Source organism: Silvanigrella aquatica (assembly GCF_001907975.1).
Lineage (GTDB): Bacteria > Bdellovibrionota_B > Oligoflexia > Silvanigrellales > Silvanigrellaceae > Silvanigrella > Silvanigrella aquatica.
In genome coordinates, this window is the sequence record NZ_CP017834.1 from 1,677,791 (window position 1) to 1,695,826 (window position 18,036).

The 18,036-nt window shown below is 29.0% G+C and carries 18 protein-coding genes; 6 read left to right on the forward strand and 12 right to left on the reverse strand.

What is annotated here, in order from left to right:
- Positions 1–316: 316 nt before the first annotated feature.
- The gene (locus tag AXG55_RS06955) at positions 317–616 is read left to right on the forward strand and encodes a hypothetical protein (RefSeq protein ID WP_233231050.1); all 300 of its coding nucleotides are present in this window, start codon (positions 317–319) and stop codon (positions 614–616) included.
- Positions 591–875: a hypothetical protein gene (locus AXG55_RS06960; protein ID WP_148697406.1), complete on the forward strand. Its 285-nt coding sequence runs from the start codon at positions 591–593 to the stop codon at positions 873–875. Before AXG55_RS06955 ends, AXG55_RS06960 begins: the two co-directional genes overlap by 26 nt.
- Positions 876–961: 86 nt before the next feature.
- On the opposite strand, the gene AXG55_RS06965 is transcribed toward AXG55_RS06960, so the two are convergent.
- The 3 genes from AXG55_RS06965 to AXG55_RS06975 all read right to left on the reverse strand — a co-directional run bounded on the left by AXG55_RS06965 (position 962) and on the right by AXG55_RS06975 (position 5,375).
- On the reverse strand, positions 962–2,980 hold the full coding sequence (locus AXG55_RS06965; protein WP_148697407.1) for a sulfatase-like hydrolase/transferase: 2,019 nt from the start codon (positions 2,978–2,980) through the stop codon (positions 962–964).
- 383 nt (positions 2,981–3,363) lie between these two features.
- The gene (locus tag AXG55_RS06970; RefSeq protein ID WP_148697408.1) at positions 3,364–4,890 is read right to left on the reverse strand and encodes an L-lactate permease; all 1,527 of its coding nucleotides are present in this window, start codon (positions 4,888–4,890) and stop codon (positions 3,364–3,366) included.
- A gap of 83 nt (positions 4,891–4,973) precedes the next feature.
- Positions 4,974–5,375 (reverse strand): hypothetical protein, encoded by a 402-nt coding sequence (locus AXG55_RS06975; protein WP_148697409.1) that lies wholly within the window; start codon positions 5,373–5,375, stop codon positions 4,974–4,976.
- Between the two features lie 674 nt (positions 5,376–6,049).
- Here AXG55_RS06975 and AXG55_RS06980 point away from each other — a divergent pair.
- On the forward strand, positions 6,050–6,256 hold the full coding sequence (locus AXG55_RS06980; protein ID WP_148697410.1) for a hypothetical protein: 207 nt from the start codon (positions 6,050–6,052) through the stop codon (positions 6,254–6,256).
- 84 nt (positions 6,257–6,340) lie between these two features.
- Here the strand turns inward: AXG55_RS06980 and tnpA are convergent, their stop codons facing one another.
- Positions 6,341–6,823 carry an IS200/IS605 family transposase gene (tnpA, locus tag AXG55_RS06985; RefSeq protein ID WP_233231051.1) on the reverse strand — a complete coding sequence of 161 codons (483 nt, stop codon included), beginning with the start codon at positions 6,821–6,823 and terminating at the stop codon, positions 6,341–6,343.
- A gap of 46 nt (positions 6,824–6,869) precedes the next feature.
- Between tnpA and AXG55_RS06990 the strand changes: the two genes are divergently transcribed.
- Both AXG55_RS06990 and AXG55_RS06995 read left to right on the forward strand, forming a co-directional pair.
- Positions 6,870–7,934 (forward strand): RNA-guided endonuclease InsQ/TnpB family protein, encoded by a 1,065-nt coding sequence (locus tag AXG55_RS06990; RefSeq protein WP_233231052.1) that lies wholly within the window; start codon positions 6,870–6,872, stop codon positions 7,932–7,934.
- 79 nt (positions 7,935–8,013) lie between these two features.
- Positions 8,014–8,202, forward strand: coding sequence for a hypothetical protein (locus AXG55_RS06995; protein WP_148697411.1), 189 nt, complete (start codon positions 8,014–8,016; stop codon positions 8,200–8,202).
- Between the two features lie 132 nt (positions 8,203–8,334).
- On the opposite strand, the gene AXG55_RS07000 is transcribed toward AXG55_RS06995, so the two are convergent.
- The 4 genes from AXG55_RS07000 to AXG55_RS07015 form a co-directional block, all read right to left on the reverse strand.
- Positions 8,335–8,961, reverse strand: a complete 627-nt coding sequence (locus AXG55_RS07000) for a YceI family protein (RefSeq protein WP_148697412.1) — start codon at positions 8,959–8,961, stop codon at positions 8,335–8,337.
- Between the two features lie 226 nt (positions 8,962–9,187).
- Positions 9,188–9,643: a hypothetical protein gene (locus AXG55_RS07005; protein ID WP_148697413.1), complete on the reverse strand. Its 456-nt coding sequence runs from the start codon at positions 9,641–9,643 to the stop codon at positions 9,188–9,190.
- A gap of 89 nt (positions 9,644–9,732) precedes the next feature.
- Positions 9,733–10,725, reverse strand: a complete 993-nt coding sequence (locus AXG55_RS07010) for a hypothetical protein (RefSeq protein WP_148697414.1) — start codon at positions 10,723–10,725, stop codon at positions 9,733–9,735.
- 386 nt (positions 10,726–11,111) lie between these two features.
- Positions 11,112–11,549 carry an RICIN domain-containing protein gene (locus AXG55_RS07015; protein ID WP_233231053.1) on the reverse strand — a complete coding sequence of 146 codons (438 nt, stop codon included), beginning with the start codon at positions 11,547–11,549 and terminating at the stop codon, positions 11,112–11,114.
- A 297-nt stretch (positions 11,550–11,846) separates the two neighbouring features.
- On the opposite strand from AXG55_RS07015, the gene AXG55_RS07020 reads away from it, so the two are divergent.
- A complete protein-coding gene (locus tag AXG55_RS07020; protein ID WP_148697415.1) occupies positions 11,847–12,254 on the forward strand; it encodes a hypothetical protein in 408 nt (135 codons plus the stop codon).
- A 9-nt stretch (positions 12,255–12,263) separates the two neighbouring features.
- Here the strand turns inward: AXG55_RS07020 and cheB are convergent, their stop codons facing one another.
- The 4 genes from cheB to AXG55_RS07040 are packed head-to-tail and all read right to left on the reverse strand — an operon-like array spanning position 12,264 to position 18,013.
- Positions 12,264–14,135: a chemotaxis-specific protein-glutamate methyltransferase CheB gene (gene cheB, locus AXG55_RS07025; RefSeq protein WP_148697416.1), complete on the reverse strand. Its 1,872-nt coding sequence runs from the start codon at positions 14,133–14,135 to the stop codon at positions 12,264–12,266.
- 6 nt (positions 14,136–14,141) lie between these two features.
- Positions 14,142–15,824 carry a methyl-accepting chemotaxis protein gene (locus tag AXG55_RS07030; protein ID WP_148697417.1) on the reverse strand — a complete coding sequence of 561 codons (1,683 nt, stop codon included), beginning with the start codon at positions 15,822–15,824 and terminating at the stop codon, positions 14,142–14,144.
- Positions 15,825–15,834: 10 nt separating this feature from the next.
- Positions 15,835–16,317 carry a chemotaxis protein CheW gene (locus tag AXG55_RS07035; RefSeq protein WP_148697418.1) on the reverse strand — a complete coding sequence of 161 codons (483 nt, stop codon included), beginning with the start codon at positions 16,315–16,317 and terminating at the stop codon, positions 15,835–15,837.
- Positions 16,304–18,013: a chemotaxis protein CheA gene (locus AXG55_RS07040; protein WP_148697419.1), complete on the reverse strand. Its 1,710-nt coding sequence runs from the start codon at positions 18,011–18,013 to the stop codon at positions 16,304–16,306. The genes AXG55_RS07035 and AXG55_RS07040 overlap by 14 nt, the downstream gene beginning before the upstream one ends.
- Positions 18,014–18,036: the final 23 nt, after the last annotated feature.

The window sequence follows — 18,036 nt, forward strand, 5'->3', positions numbered from 1 at the left end:
TTTTTTAGCTTCTCTTTAAGGTTTAAATTTGTCACTTTTTCATAATCGAAATATAACATTACTAATATTAATTATAATTTTAGTAATGTTAATATAAATTTATATAATTAAATTTACTAAATTAACTAAATTAGAACCTCGTAATATTTCACTTATGATAACTAGCATTATGTTGTGTGAATATTTTCATTTTTTTAATTGTGTTTAATATAATTATATAAAGAGCTGTAATTGTTATTAAATCAACAAAAAAAGGCTTAGATCGACTTTGCAATAATTCCTATTGTATATACAATAGGAATGCAGGAGGCAAGGAATGCTAAAAACCAGTACGAGAGTTTTGAGAAAACTTAAGGAAAAGAATAATTTTGATTGGTATGAGTGGTATGAACTGGAAGAAGCTTTTTGGAATAGTTCAGGACGGTTTTTAGAAGACACAAGGGAAGAGAATCGAACGATTCCGCCCACGCTTTGGATTATATCAACTACGGACGATGGCAGAAAAATTAAAATTGTGTTTATAGAAAAAGTGAACGGAGATCTAGAAATAAAAAGCGCTTATGAACCCAACGAATTGGAGGTCAAAATTTATGACAAATACACGAAGAATAGTTGAGGAAGGCTTCGAAGATGAGAGCAAATGGGATAATCGTGAGCTTGGCGCAGAGGAAGAATTCGTAAAAAGAGCTTCACCAGAGCGTGAAAAAAGGATCAATGATTCTCTAGGGCTGCATGCTATTTCTATTAGACTTCCCATTGAAATTATTGAACAACTCAAAGAATTTGCACGCGAAGATGGAATTGGTTATCAGCCATTAATGCGGCAGGTCATTACAAAATACTCGCGCGAAAGAGCAAAGAAAAAAGCGAGCTAAAAAAAAGCCCTACTTTTGCACGCGGGCTATTTTTTTTACATTCAATGTACTTATTTTTTAATGTGCTAATAAAAAATACTCACCTATTATAAATTCCTATTTTCAAGTGAATTTAGTAAGTTAACAAGACTATTAATCATTTCTTGAACGGTTTCTGCATTTGCCCAAGAAGGAAGATCTATTCTTGGAGCAGGTGGAGAAACTTTAACTTGTACTAAATTAATAGCTTCATTGGGATCGTTTACTAAATGATACATTTCCCATTCCTGGCATTCTAAGCCCTTAGGATCAAAGTATCTTACTAATTTATAATCATCAGTCCTTACACAGCGTACATGGTTTGGTTGTCTGACAGAGCCTGATGTTAAATCTGTTACTTCTTTTCCAGGGACGGTTCCTTTACGAACAGCATCAACAGTCGCATTATAAATTTCAAACTCTTCCATTTTTGAATTTTCATATGACTGCCAAGAGGGTTGTAAAGGAGAAGTAATTTCATCATCAGTTATGAAAAGAACCCCTTGTCTTTTTGAACCATCTTTTTCTCTTACGATTCCATCATGTTGATTATTTAAAATAAGGGTAGATAAATCAATGCCCGGTAAAGGGGGTATGGGGCGATTTTTTAGTAAATTATTAGCTATCTCCGCTCTTTTCTCTTCTGTTATTCCAGCTAATCCAAGTATTGTTGGTAAAATATCTATATGACTTGTTAAGGATTTAATTTCTCTTAAAGCATTTTGTGAAGTTGCAGATGCTTGAATTGAAGAAGGTAGTTTTATGACTGCGGGGACATGAATTATTTCTTCATAAGCGGAATGCCATTTTTCCATCATCATATGATGTGAAGCACCATATTCACCGTGGTCAGTTAAAAAAACGACGATAGTGTTTTCTGCTTGGCCTGTTTCTTCTAATGTTTGTAATAATCGATTAATATGTGTATCCATAAGTGCGTGCAAATAAGCATAAAATTGAATAAATTTTAAGGAAACTTGTTCCTTATTTTCTGTAAGAGCAAATGGTATCGAGCTTCTTAATGCAACATTAACTGCGTAGTTTGTTATCTTATCTGGGGTAATTGTTCCATTAAGAGCCATATTTTTTGCTTCATTTAAACCCATTTTAGCACTTAAAGCTAAACCCATTTTATATGCATAATCTTTTTGACAAGAAGGTTTATCATTTAATGTCTCATTATAGGTAGAAACAATTTCTGAATTGTTTTGAGGAAATCCTTTCTCATTCAAAGGTATTGACATTGTTCCTCCAATGGGAAGAACAGAATGATCGCCTTGACTTGGAACATACAATGGCCCTAAAGGGGATTGTGTTAAGTTATTGTTTGAAGGATCAGAGCTTGCATTAGGCAGAGCTCTTGCAGTGACAGCAGGATAAGTGGCAATGTCGTGTGGATTTACAAAGGAAACAACGGCAAACCAAGGAGGGGTTTCTGCTGGATTTGGCGTGTTATCTAAGGGATTGATTTGTTCTTGTCTCGCAACGGAAACACTGTAAGAAGAACCGAGAGCTTCACGGCGTAAAAATTGACAAGCATTATCTGCAAAAATAGGATCTCGATATACACCTAAATTGTTAACTAGAGAGCCATGAGGTTCGGGATAAGAAAGTTCCCAACTATCAAACCCAAATTCTTTTAATGACTCTACAGAAGGATGAGATATGTGCCATTTGCCAAAATAATGAGTTCTATATCCTGCGGATTGCATCCAGTTACCTAATGTAGGAATTCCATCCTGTTTTAACCAGGGAAATTGAAATGAATCACCACTTTTAAAGATTCCATCTGTTTGTGTTAATCCTGTCCTAGTTCCATATTGTCCTGTAAAAAGTACGGATCGACTTGGTACACATGCACTTGAAGCAATCATATGATTTTTTAATACGACAGCGTTTTTCCGCAATCGTATTAATCCTGGAAAGAATGATTGATATGAATTTTCAGAAGTTATATCACCTTGAAAACCAAGAATAGATTTTAAATGATTATCAAAACCATCTGTTGAATTGGTGATATTACCTGGATGACGATATTGGTCTGCTATAATTAATAGAATATTCTTTGGTTGTGCTGAAGAACTCATCTTTTTCTCCAAAACATAAGTAAAGGTTATTAAAAAATAAAAAATGAGCAAAAACAAAATGGACATAAAAAATCAACAAGATTATAAAATATTTATAACTTTTTAGCAAGTTTTTTAAAGTAACTAATTAGGCTGTCTTTATGAAATAATTTATGAAAATTAATTAAAACATGTTCATCCACTAAAGTAAAATCCCATAAAATTAGTAATGATAAATACCTATAAAGAGGAAGATCGCCAATATTTGAAATTAAAAATTTCTTAATTATTCCATTAAGCATCTTATTTGTCTTTGAGGAGTTCGCCGCGGAAAATTTTAGGTTGTGAGTCAATGTTTTGTTTTAATTTATTAAAATTAAATATATTATTCTGCAATAATTATATTAATGTAAAATAAAAATATTTGACAAAATCACTCCAACTGCAGTAGCAAGCAATATATAAATAATGCAAGGAATAATAAGTTTTAATAATATTTCTGCTTCTTTTCCAGATGATTCAACAGTGGATTGCACTGCTAAAATATTTTGCAGTGCAATCATATTGCCTGCTCCTGCACCTACCAATTGAAACGCAAGAATCCATTCTTCGGAATAAAATATTTGCTGAGCGATTTGAGATTGAATTGGTGCCAATACTAAATTTGAAACTGTTGCGCTTCCTGATAAAAATGCGCCAAAGGCACCAATTAAAGTGGAAAAATAAGGGAAATAATTTGACTTAGAAAATAGAACGATCTCTTGAAACATACCTGGTAAAGCAAATACTCCTTTGCCAGTAATGACCATGATTTGAACCAAAGAGCATACAGAAAAAATGGCAATAGCTGTATTTAATAATGGTTTGACTGAGGAATTTATACAAATTTTAAATTGTTCATATTTAATAGGTTTAAAAAATAATGTAATTAATATAGTCATTAAAAATACTATTCCTGGATTAAATAACTGAACAGAATGAAACAATCCAGCGGGTAAATTAACATTGAAAATTTTTGAATTTTGAAAAAATAATTTTCCAAATAACAATAAAAATAATAAAATAATATAAGGATAAATTCCATAAAAAATTGGAGTTTTTTTAGTTTTATTATCAAATAACATTTCATCATGAAATCTAAAAATATTTTTAGGTACTAATATTTTAAATTTAGTAATGATTGTCATTAAAAATAAAGCGATTGTTGAGCCTAGTATAGAAGATAACTCAGGAGCATATAATGATATTATAAAATAAGGAACTAGAAAACTTACTCCTGAAATTAAAGCAAAAGGCAAGCATTCTAAAAAATTTTTCAATCGATTTTTTTTATGGATCATTGTCACAAAAGCTAATATCATGCAGGGAACTATCATTCCTGTTACTAAATTGATCAAAGCAGCATAAACTGAAACATCAGTTGTTTTTAATCCCTCAAATCCAATTCGTAGCGGTGTTCCAATAGCTCCAAATATAACGGATGCATTATTTGCAGTTAATGAAACTAATATTGCAAGAATCGGAGTGAATCCAATGGCCACTAAAAAGGGGGCAACTATTGCAGCTGGAGTACCAAAACCTGCAGTACCTTCAATAAAAGCACCAAAAAGCCAAGCAATAAGTATAGCCTGAACTCTCCTATCGGGTGATAAAGCTTTAAGATGCTGTTCAATGACTTGGATTATGCCTGCTTGAGTGAGGTAGTTTAAAAAGAAAATAGCCCCAAATATGATTAAAATAATATCTAAAGAAATAAATGCTCCTTTGAGCAGACAACTTAAAATATACATTTGAGGTAAAGACCAAGAAATAGAACTCATTAGCATAGTATATATAAGAACAATAAAACCTGATAAGGCTAAAGATAATCTGAAAACGAATAAAACGAATATCAAAATAATTATAGGTGAAATTGACAATATAAAAGTCATATATAATTTACGCTTTATAATAAGGTATCAAAAATATTATTTTAATAAATGATTATTAGGTGTATACATTTAATAAACTTATATTAACCCTTGCTCGCATAAAACACAGGTGAAAATTTAGAAAATTCAGTTACATATCCGTCAATAATTTTGTATGAACTTGCTGCAAAGACAAACCAATCATTTGATTTTTTGCTTCCTGCTTGAGGATATATAAAATCATTTCCAAATGATTCTACGCAATCCTTTTGTATCTCTATAATTTTGTCCATTCCTTCATTAGGAATAAAATAATAAAAATAAGTAGAATTATTTGTCTGCATTTCTCTCCACACACCTTTAACCTTTACATAGTCATCATTATGTATAAGCCATCCCCAATTTTTTTCATTATCTGCGCAAAAAGCAAAAGCTTCATCTGCAATAGCATAATTTTCTAATAAAATAAATGTAAAAATAGGGAGCAAATATATTTTGTATTCCATGTTGCTTCCTTTATTAGGGAAAATTAAATTTATAATTATATATTAATAGTTTAATTAAATTTGTCAATATTTTTTATAGATTATTAATTAAATTATTGGTAATCTTTTTTATTACTGAAGATTTTTGATCAAGAATAGCTTTTAAAACAAAACTGACACGTTGATTTATAGATAAATTTTTATCATTTGAAGAAAATGTGGGAATAAAAAGAATATGATTTACAGGGTCTAAATTTCTACTTTTAAAGTAAATAAAATAAGTATTAACACAATTTTGTTGGCGCCCAAGAGATTCTTCGAATATTTGTCGACGGACGGAATTTTGTACATCCTACATTGGAGCCACAAGAAAAAAAAATCTTTGTATTTTTTATATTATTCATTTTTCTTCAAAATTTGATACTAAGTATTCATTCGCTAGTAATTCAAATTTTTCCTATTTGTGGATGAACCTATTTGATAAATTTTATTTCTCTTTCACTTCAGAACGACACTGCAAGTTGTAATCATTATCTACTAAAAAAATGCAACTTCTTTCTACCATATTTTTTTAATGGAATCAAGATTACCAATAATATGAACAATTATTTATCAAAAAGTAATTGACAACTATAGCTTAAATTAATAAAATGAAAAATATAAAAAATTATTGCTATTTTAATAAAGGAAATATTATGAAATATAAGATATTTTTAAATTATATGTTATTATTTATATTTATTTTATCTAATTCTATTGCAAAGGCAGATGAGGTTTTTGTCTATTGTGCTGATAAAGACAAAAACTGGAAATGGCTGAAGTTTAATAATGAATATGTAAAGGTTTTAGCTCGACTGAGCAGAAACCCTCTTGGATTCATCAAGAGGATGAATGCGAACTGAAAAAGCCAAGTTTCCATAAGGAAATGAAGGCGAGAATTGAGAATATGCAAGATAGAAAAGGAGCCGCAAAGCGTGCGACGCTTTCTATCGTTGCGTATGACCTTGACTCCATCTTTTTTGTGCAACCTTACTCATTTTTCTTTGATTTTCTGTAGTAGGTCTATTTTGATTTTCGATATATTTTTTGATTATTTCGAGAGGAGCTCCTCCGGCAGTAACAGCACAATAACTGGGACTCCAAAAATGATCGCCCCATAATTTATCTTTTATTTGTGGCCAAAATTCTTTTCTAATAAGTCTTGACGATACGCCTTTTAAAAGTCGTGCAATTTCTGCGATGGATAATTTTGAAGGGAAATTTACTAAAAAGTGAATATGATCTAGCTCACCGTTAAACTCAATTAACTTCGCTCCCATTTCTAAACATTTATCATGCATGATTTCTTTTAATCGATTTAACATCACATTTGAAAATATTTTTTTTCTGTACTTTGGTGTAAACACTAAATGTACATATAACTCATATATTGCATGTTTTCCAGTTCTAAATTCATGAGATTCTTGCATATAGTAAAATCCTCCTGTATACTTACTAATACGAAAAGGAGTTTTTGTGAAGTCTGAAAAGCAAATGCTTACATATTCATATCGGGTAAAAGATGGAAACGTTGCAAACAAATTAAATCAACTTGCTAGAGCTACAAATTTTGTTTGGAATTATTGCAATGAAACTTCATTTAATGCAATTAAGCAACGTGGTAAATTCTTATCAAAATATGATTTCAGACCATTAACAAAAGGTGCCTCAAAAGAACTTCCAATAAACTCACAAACAATACAGGCAATAAGTGATGAGTATGTTACGAGACGGAAACAATTTAAAAAAATAAAGCTTAAATGGAGAGGCAGAAAATCTCTTGGATGGATACCATTTAATGGACAAACTATAAAAATAGTTAATGATGTTGTTATCTACGATGGTATTAAAATACGCTTTTGGAAGCATAGAGAACTTCTTGGAAATATTAAAACAGGATCTTTTTGTCAAGATTCTAGGGGTAGATGGTATGTAAATTTTCAATGTGAAGTTATAGATAAAAGACCTCATGGTGAAAGAAAGATTGGAATTGATCTTGGCTTAAAAGATAAAGCGATATGCTCCGATGGTATAAAATATGATAGGGAAAACCTCACAAAAAAATATGAAGTAAGACTTGCAAAATATCAACGAGCTCATAAGAAAAAACAAGTTAAAAATCTTCATGCAAAAATTAAGAATAAAAGAAAAGATTTTTCTCATAAAGTTTCAAATGAGATTTGTAGTACTTCTGAAATAGTAATTGTTGGTGATATTTCTGCGTCAAAACTAGCAAAAACAAGAATGGCAAAATCAGTTCTTGATGCGGGATGGAGTCAACTTACAACCATGTTACATTATAAAGCCATAAGGCATGGTATGGTTGTAAAAAAAGTATCTGAGAAATGGTCAACGCAGACTTGCTCTTACTGTGGAGTAATCCCTGAAAGTGCGCCGAAAGGTATATCTGCGCTTGGCGTAAGAAATTGGAAATGCTCAGAATGCGAAGCAATTCATGATAGAGATATCAACGCTGCTCGCAATATTTTCAACTTCGGCGCAGGACGTTGCGCTCCTACGGGAAGCCTCTCACTTCAGTGAGAGGAGGGCGTCACGTGAATGGGGTGAGAAATCAACAAATAATTCTTCTTATATTTATTATTTTATACCTAAAGGAGGAATGAAAAAAATTCAAAAAATTCAAAAAAATTGTGTCCAAGCATTTGGAAACGATTTTTTATATCCTCAAGCAGGAAGCAAAAAATCAAATGATTGGTTTATTTTTGCAGCGAGCTCAAATGAGATTTTTGAAGGACATGCAACTGAATTTTTTAAAGTTCCAACTACATTTTTTGCGAGTAAAGGTTAAAAAAATATTTATTACAAAAAGATGACTCCATATTGGAAAGTCGTCTTTTCTTAAACCAATAATGCCAATATAATTTAGGATAATATGTCAATTTATATAAATATTTTATTTTTTAAATAATTATAGGGTATCTTAATTACCCTGTGAAGAATTTTTTGAATTCACGGCATGTATTTCTAATTTAATTTTCACGTTATCTGAGATTGTTGAACCATATTTTATATCAAAGTCATTTCGCTTAATATCTGTCTGGGCAATAAAATTAAATTCCTCTTTTCTATTTATATTTCCCTTATTTTCGACAGAAAATATAACTTCCTTTGTAATTTTTTTTATTGTTAAATCTCCTATGAGTTTAAAAATTTCCATATTCCCTTCTATTCTTTTGCTTTTAAATGTCATTTTTGAAAATTTTTCTTGATCAAAAAAATCAATGCTTTTTAGGTGTTTATCTCGAGAAGAGTTATCAGTATCTATGGAGGAAATTTCAGCGCTAGCTTCTACTTGGGATTTTTCAAATTTTGGATTAAAAATGATTGTTCCTGAAAATTTTTTAAACTTACCATCTACCGTCAAAACGCCGAAATTATTAATATGAAACTCCATTTTAGATTCGCTTTGATCAAAAGAGTATTTACCAATTGGAGTAGAATTAGCAAATAATGGCATTATAAGAGCAAAATAAAAACACGCTTTAAAAAATAACGATATCAATCTATATATAATGATATGTGTACTATTGTTTTTTGAAGTATTCATTTTAATCTCCTTATTAATTTTCTTTCATAATTTAAAATCCTATTAAAAACTTTAAACAAAATATTTGATTGTGTCAGAAATATTGTCAAAAATTATGCTTCATTGAAATTTTTAAGGAATAAAAATTAAGAAATTGCAAATCCCCAACTTGAGAAGTTGGGGATTTGCATTCGGTTTTAGCACGATAGAAAAAAAAATATAATGGAGACAAAGCTTTCATTTATATTTACGAAGTTAATTTTTCTTTAGCAACTTCTATCGCATGTATAATATTATTTTTTTGCTCGCGAATAAAAATGCGCGCATAAATAGACTTTAATTTGATTTTTAAGGTCATAATATCAATATTGTCTTTTAATGTTTGCGATGGTGTTTTTAATATATCGAGTATTTCTTCAAAAAAAGGTTTAACTGTATCAATACCTATTAGTAAAGAATCTAAAACTTTTTCTCTCTCTGTTTTTTCAGAAATAGTTTCACTTTCATTATTTTTAATATGAGAATCTAGACTTTCTTTTAAGTGCATTTTAGTTTTTTCTATTGTTTCCTTTAATTTTGCGAGATCTTCTTTATATTCCGTCTGATTTGCATGAATTTTAGATTCTACTTCTTCTTGAATGAGATGAAGTTCATGGGTGACTTCTTTTAATTTAGAAATGTAAGGTGAGGATGAATCTGTCATATTAACTCCTAATAATTTGAATTTAAATATAAGAATAATTTAATTTATTCTTGCATCATGAAAAATGAAAACTTTTTCTAAAAAATTTTTTAAAAGCTGAGGCCGACATCTAAGCCTATCATTTGAATGCGCTCGGTACGTCCATAACTCGCGAATAAGGATAATCCTTTTTCCCATTCATATCCGAGTCGAGCTTCTCCTCCCGCAGCAAATTCATTAATTTTTGGAGTATTGCTATCGATATTAATCCATTCATTTCCTAAAAGCAGTCGTGCTCCTGTTACAAATCCTTTTAAGGCGATACCCCCTCCTAGAAAGCCATAAGCATTCATCACTCTAGAAACGTCTTGATCATGAATAGAAACGCCATCAATAGAGGTCATAAATTTTGCGCCTACTTCAGGACGAAAAAGAGTGTTTCGGTTGATCCAGGCAAATTCACCTCCGGCTGCAAAATAGTTGTGATGCGGACCTTTCATGGTCGAATTTATTCCACTGCTAAGAGCTACGCGAAAGTTGGGTTTGCTATTAAAAAAGCTATTCTCTTCTTTTTCATTTATGGAATTTTGAGCCAATTTATCATTTATAGAAGCAATGCGTTGTTGTTCTTCAAACGCTTCTATTTTGAGTTTTTCTTTTTGATTTACTGCTTGTAAATTTTCTAATTCTTTTGATAATTCCATGACTTTTTGTTTATAAGATTCATCTTTAATAAGAAAATTAATTTCTATTTTTCTACCCATTTTTTTATTAACTCCACTCGATATTTCTTTTATAGAAGCATCTGGGAATTTTGAGTGAATCACTCTTCCTATTGTTACAGCACGTTCTTGAGCAAGCTTTTGATTATGCTTAATTTGACCACTTGCAGTTGCAGAACCAATAATTATTGCCGTTTCAAGATTTTTTCCTTCAATTTTTAATAGGCACTTCTCTAAAGAATCTTTTAATACAAAGTCTACTGAAGAGTTATTTTTAAATTCGACTTCGCAATTGATTTCTTCGCTAGCATAGGCAAAAGCATTTCCTATAAGAAAATAAAGTGAGCAGAGAGAACCCGTTATGATGATTTTTGATTTCATAAAATATACTCCATTTTTTGATTTAATATATTATTTTAAAACTCAAAAGTGAATTAAAATAATATTAAATGTTTATTGAAATTTTTTACCAATAAAAATAAATACTTTTATTAGTTAATATATATAGATTTTTAAATTTTTATTTATTATAAAATTATAATAGTATTCAATAATTAAATTTAATGAGAATTCCTTTGTATGCTCATCATAGCTATCCTACTTTGGATAACGAGATCTTTTGATCTGTAATTGAAATCTAACATATTATTTATTAAATTCAAGCTATATATTTTATTTAGAGCTATGTGTCTCAAAGACTTCAATAAAAAAAAGAAAGTCCCTTAATCATAAAGGGACTTTCTTTTTTTACAATTCAAATTTTAAAATTAATTTGTCTCATAAATAGACCATTTTTGAAAGTGCCCCCCATTATATGAAAGAGTATAAACATCTCCATTATAATTGCTATCAAGGTAACGACCAGTTGCTTTATTTTGAAAATAATACCTATCTTGAATGCCACTAAAAATACGGTACCATTTTTGAAAATCACCACCATTTTCTGGGAGAGTATAAGCGTTACCATTGGTATTACTATCAACGACGCGTCCTGTTTGTATATTTCTAATGACACAAAGATTTTGTTGGTCGCAATTTAAATACCATTTTTGATAGTTTCCTCCATTTTGAGGTAATGTATAAACATGTCCATCATAATTGCTATCTAAAAGCCTACCCGTTTCATAATTTTGAATAAGTGACATTGCATTTGCAAAAAATGGAGTTGCGGTGACAACAATTATCAATATTTTTCTGAGTATCATTATGACTCCTTGATTATTTTTAACGGTGAAGAATATTGAAAATAATGTGAAATGAAAGAATTTACAAATAGGTTTTATGTCAAAAAAATCACACTAATCCAAAAAGAAAGTTTTAAAATATACTTGAAAAATTTGATATATGAAATAACATTTCATTTTGTCAATATATGAATTTCCGTATATATAAAAAAAATTTTAATTTTTTTTATATTATCAATTGTCATAATTCTGACTCATATTTCATAAAAAATATTGTTATATTTAATTCTCAGGAATCAAACTTAAAGAGGAATTTTTATGAAACGCTTAGCCATGCTGTCAGTTATATTTGCGGTCCCTTTTATTGCAGAAGCGAAGTCAATATTAGAACCAGGTGAAACATTAACTGCTGGTCGGGTTCTACAATCTCCTAATGGATGCTTCACCCTTGGATTTCGAGATCAGGGCAATCTTGTTCTTGTAAATAAATCTGGTACGGTTATATGGAGTTCAGGAACATTTAATTCAAACGCAACACAGCTTTACATAAATTATGGGGGAGATCTCAAATTATTAAATAGTGCGGGGAACCCTATAAATTGGGATACTAAAACATCTGGTGCCTATGGCTTTCTCAGATTGCAAAATGATGGAAATCTTGTAATTTATAATGATTCCTTCGTTCCTTTATGGCACATTGGAACATATAATGCATCTTGTGGATAAAATTATAACCTATATAATTCTTTTTAAAATATTGGGAATTTCGTTTAATGATGCTACTTGATGAACACCTCCTAAAGCGATTGCCTCTTTAGGCATTCCAAAAACAACACAAGATTCTTCATCTTGAGCAATTGTAAACGCATTTTTATTATATAATTCTTTTAATCCTCGTGCCCCATCATTACCCATTCCTGTCAATATTAAAGCGCAAATATTAATTTCAAGTTTTAATTTCGCAATTGAATAAAACATATAGTCAATTGATGGTTTGTGCATATTTACTTTTTCAGAATCATTAATTTCTAAAATGAGCTTGTTACTTTCTTCAGAAATTCTCATTTGCTTTCCTCCTGGAGCCAAATATACGCAATTTGGCTCGAGAATTTGATTGTTTCTCCCTTCATAAACTTTAAAATTACATAATTCTGTTAATCTATTTGCTAAAGCTAGAGAAAAATATTCTGGAATATGCTGAACAATTACAATAGGAGGGAATTTTTTATCCAATTGTGAGAGAATTGTTTGAAGAGCTTCAACTCCTCCAGTTGAAGAACCAATCGCTATTAAATCAGGTTTTGAGATGTTTTTTGGTAAATTATTTAAATATTTATGACGGATAGTTTTCCTATTTATAAAATAATTTTCATTGAATGAATTTCTTGCTTGAATTATTATGTTTTTAATATTTGTTATTTCATTTAAAGAATGAGTTCCGCTAGGTTTTTCAATGTAATCAAAAGCTCCTAATTCTAAGCATTTTATTCCGTTATCCGCTTCATCAAAACCAATTGAACTCATAATTACAATGGGTGGATGTGGTTTATCTTTTAAATGTTCTAAATATTCCATTCCATTCATTTGCGGCATATTTATATCAAGAATTATAACGTGAGGTTGTTGCTCCATTGAGCTTAATATTTCCATGGCTTCGATAGGATTTTCGGCCTCACCAATAATTAAAAAATTTTCGTCTCTAGTTAAAATTTTTCTTAAAAAATCACGTATCGTTAAAGAATCATCTATTACAAAAACCCTTGTAAAATCATTTACTTCTTCTGATTTTAACGAATAAATAGAATTTTTTAAATGAGTAAATGGCACATCGAGGCCACTTAGTGATTCTGAATGCCCTAAAATTAAATAACCATTATTTTCTAAATTATTTACTAATTTTAAAATAATATTTTTAATTTCTTTTCGCTTGTAATAAATAACTACATTTCTAATTAATATAATATTAAATTTTCCCACTTCTTCGGAGTTGATTAATAAATTATGAACTTTAAATTTGCATAACCTATGAACAGAATCCTTTATTCGAACATAATTTGCAAGTTCATCAGTGCCATAGTCAAAGTATTTTTGAATTAATACCTTTCCCATTTCCTTTTCAATATCAGAAGCTAAGTATATCCCTTTTTCACATTTTTCAATTGATAATACATCTATATCTGTTCCTATAATTTCAATGGGAGGAATTGATTCATATTTTATTCCAAGAAATAAACAAGATTCTATATAACAAATAGCGACTGAATATACTTCTTTTCCAATAGATGCTGCGGCTGACCAAATCCGAATAGGTTTATTTTTTTTTATAAATTCAGGGAATATTTCATCTGCCAAAAAGTCAAAATGTTCAGGTTCTCTAAAAAATTCGGTGGTATGATTTGTCAATACAGATATTAAATTCTTAATTTCTGTATCTATATTTTTCAAATAATATTCATAATAATCTTCAATTTTATTAAAGTTTAATAAATTAAGTCTCAAGTCGATTTTTTTAATAGCAAGTTCAATTTTTTCATTGTTCAATTCAACTTGTATAATATTTTTTATGTCTTTTATAATTTTATCGTAATATTTATCGTTTTTTTTCATTTTTATTTATGCCTTCCATCTAGAATCATTTCTGTTTGGCATATTATCAGATATAATAGCTGCATTAATTTGCTTATTGTCATTATCTGTATTTGAGGAGTAAAAATCATCAAAGTTATTTTTTTGAGTGTCTTTAAAATCAATTTTATAGCCAGTAGTTTGATTTTCATTTTGATTATTTGAAATTATATTGCCAATAATTAAATATCTTAATTTTGAAATTATTTCATTGATATTTTTTATTCCACTGGCTAAATATTGACAATCAGTAGCTTGAGCTATTCCTATAGCGCTATTTCTTTGAGTAACTTCATCGATTTCTCGCATCGCAATTGTCGTTTGTTTCATTCCGGTTTCTTGCTCAGTAGTAGATGAAACAATAATTTTAGTTCCTTCGTTAATCTTAAAAAGTATTTCAGCCATATTATCAAATGAAGATTCACATACCTTAGAAATATTCTTTCCTGTTATAATACGTTCCCGAATATCAGTAACAACATGCGCAACTTCAATAGTAGAAGATTCGAGTAATTCTCTTATTTCATTTGCAGCAGTCCCACTCATTGATGCTAACTTACCAACTTCTTCTGCGACAACGGCAAAACCCTTTCCATGCACTCCTGCACGAGCCGCTTCAATTGAAGCATTAAATGACAGTAATCTTGTTTCAGATACAATTTCATTAATTATTCTTGTTTTATTAGCTATTTTAACGATGAGATTTGAAATTTCTTCCAATTTTATATTTGAAGCTTGAATACTATCCATTGCTGAAAGCATTTGCGCTATGGATTCTCTCCCCTTTTGAGCACTAGTTTGCCCCTCTTCCGATATATGCAAATTATGTGAAGAATGTTTACTAGTTTGAGTTAGCATAGAACTCATTTCTTCCATGCTTGCCGCTGTTTGTTGAATTGCTGCAGCCTGCTTCATTGTCATATCGGAAAGTTCTTTTGAGTTTTTCTGTGAACTATTTGCTCTTTGAAGAATTGAGTGTGATTGGCTATTAAGTCCCAATATTAAATTATTTAAGCTATTATTAAGCTTTATAATTGCAAATTTTGAAAGAACAATACCTGCTAAAAGAAACAATGATAATGTGAAAATTAAAAAATATAAAGCGTTTTTACCGTAATCATTTGTATTTTTAATATTTTCATCTGAATATTCATTTATCATATTTGTAATTGAAGAAATTGATTCTTCTAGCTTTTTAAAAATTTCATTAAACTGCGTGATTGTGCTTCGAGCCTCTATATTTCTTTTTTCTAATGTCAGTTTGGTGATTTTATCAGATAATTCATTATATTTTTTTGCATCTATTAATATTGAGTTTAAATTTTCATGAATTTTTTTATTTAAAGTTAAAGAACTAATAGCGGTTAAATTTTCTAAAAAACTTTGTTTGAATTTTTTTCCTTCTTCGGCTAATTCTTTTAATTTATCATAGTTTTTTGAATCAGAAGCCATTATTATTCCATATATATTTGATCTAACTCCATCGTGAAACATATCTGCAATTGTTACATTTTTGATTGCAGGAATTATTTCGGTAGAGAATTTATTAATTTTCTCATTGTAAAATTTATTTAATTGAAATGGGATTAAACCAATAAGGAATATTAGTAAAATCATGAGTGATGACAATGTCCAAAGTCTTTTTCTAATTGTCCAAACTTTATTTTTCATATTAAATTCCTTATGAATTTATAGCAAAATTCGTATTTTCATTTATTAACTTCAATTCTTCATCACTAATTGACGAAAGTAAGTCTATAATAGTTATTGGTTTTTCTTTTAAAATATAGTTTCCAATAATAAATTTTATATCTATAGAATACTTCATTTCATTATTTTTTTGAATTTCTTCGTTATTTATTGTTTGAACAGAAACTAAATCATCAACAATAACTCCAATACTTAAATTATAGTTTTCTACAATTAATATGGTTCCATTGCTTTCTTTATCAATAAATTTTGGTGAAATTTTAATTCTAAAGTCAATTATACTTATAATTTTACCTCGTAAATTAATAATTCCTTTGAAATATGGAACCATAAAAGGAACGGGTTTTATGTTAATAGGTTTAATGACTTCTTTAATCTGTAATAAATTACAAGCATATTCTTCATTTAATATCTTGAATATGAGATATTTATTTTCGTCTTCATTGAATTCCATTATAACTCCAAATATTAATCAATTGGCTTAGATTTAGGACTAGTGCTGGCTCCCCATTTCCTAAGACGGTAGTAGCAATAATTCCAGGTATACCAATGAGTTCTTTAGATAATCTTTTAAGTACAATTGTTTGTGTATTTATAATTTCATCAACTTGAAAAGAAAATTTCTTACCTAGATGATGAATTAATACTCCATTTTTTTCACTCTGAATATTTAAATCTAAAGAACTATTTTTAAGGATTTTATTTAATGAAATTATGGGAATTATTTCATTTCTTAATGTAAAAACTTCGCTACCATTTATTCGGCTTTCAATTTTAAATTTTTTATGATCTACAATTTCTGATATTTGAGATTCAGGAACTACAAATAGTTGATTATTTGATTTAAAAATTAATCCTTTTATAATAGATAAAGATGAAGGTAATGAAATAATAAAAGTTGTTCCTATATCAATTTCGGTCTCAATATCAATACTTCCTTTTAGTTCTAAAATAACATTATTAACAACATCAAGACCTACTCCTCTTCCTGAAATTTCAGAAATTTCATCTTTGGTAGAAAATCCGGGCTTAAAGATGAGTCTCTGAATTTCTTTTTTTGTTAAATTATTTTTTGATTCAATAATTCCTTTTTCGATTGCTTTATTTAATATTTTATTCTCATCAAGCCCTTTTCCATCATCCTTTAAAGAAATTTTTACATTGCCTTCCTCTTGCATTGCTCTTAATTCTATTGAACACTCGATTGGCTTATTCTTATTTATCCGATCTTCTTTACTTTCAATGCCATGATCAATTGCATTTCTTATTAAGTGTGTCAATGGATCTGTTAACTTATCTACAATTAGTTTATCTAGCTCCACATCAGATCCAAATGATTGAAAATGAATAATTTTTTCTTGTTTTACAGAAAGGTCTCTTACAATTCGATTCATCTTTTGAAATTGTTGATCTAATGACATCATTCTTAGTGATAGCGTAGTTTCTTGTAACTCTTGAATATTTTTATCCATTTGCGAAATAATATTTCTAATATCCTGTGGTAGTGAATATTTTATCGATTTTTCTTTTAAAATATTTTGATCAATGACAACTTCTCCAATATAATTAATTAAATTATCTAGTTTATTTACATTTACCTTTAAATATTCATCAGTTTTTTTCTTTTTATCTAATTCATTATTATTTATTTCTATTGATTTTGAAGTTAAAATTCCCTCTTTGTTTTCTATAATTTTATTATCTAATTTATTAAATATCTCAAAACCTTGAGATATAGTATTAACTTTATTCTCACAAGCGCTTTTCTTTAATAAACTCATTATTTTATCAATACTATTATTAATATTATTATGAACAAAAAAGGGATCATTTTGAATTGATAATATCCATTCATTAGCTATGGAATGGATTTCGAAAAATAGATTTAAAACATTTTCATCAAATTCTATTTCACCATTTTTAATAAATGTTAAAAGTTCTTCAACTTTATGAATATAATCAGTAAATTGATTTAATCCAACAGAAGCAGATGAACCTTTTAGGTTATGTGCAATTCGAAAGAGTTTATTGAGCGATTCATGTGAATTAGATTTGTCAATATTTAAGCAAGTTATTTCCCACAAAGCTAAATTCTCAATTGCTTCTTCCAAAAATATATTTATAAATTGATTTTCAATATTAATATTCACCTCAATTCTGTTTTTTAGTAATA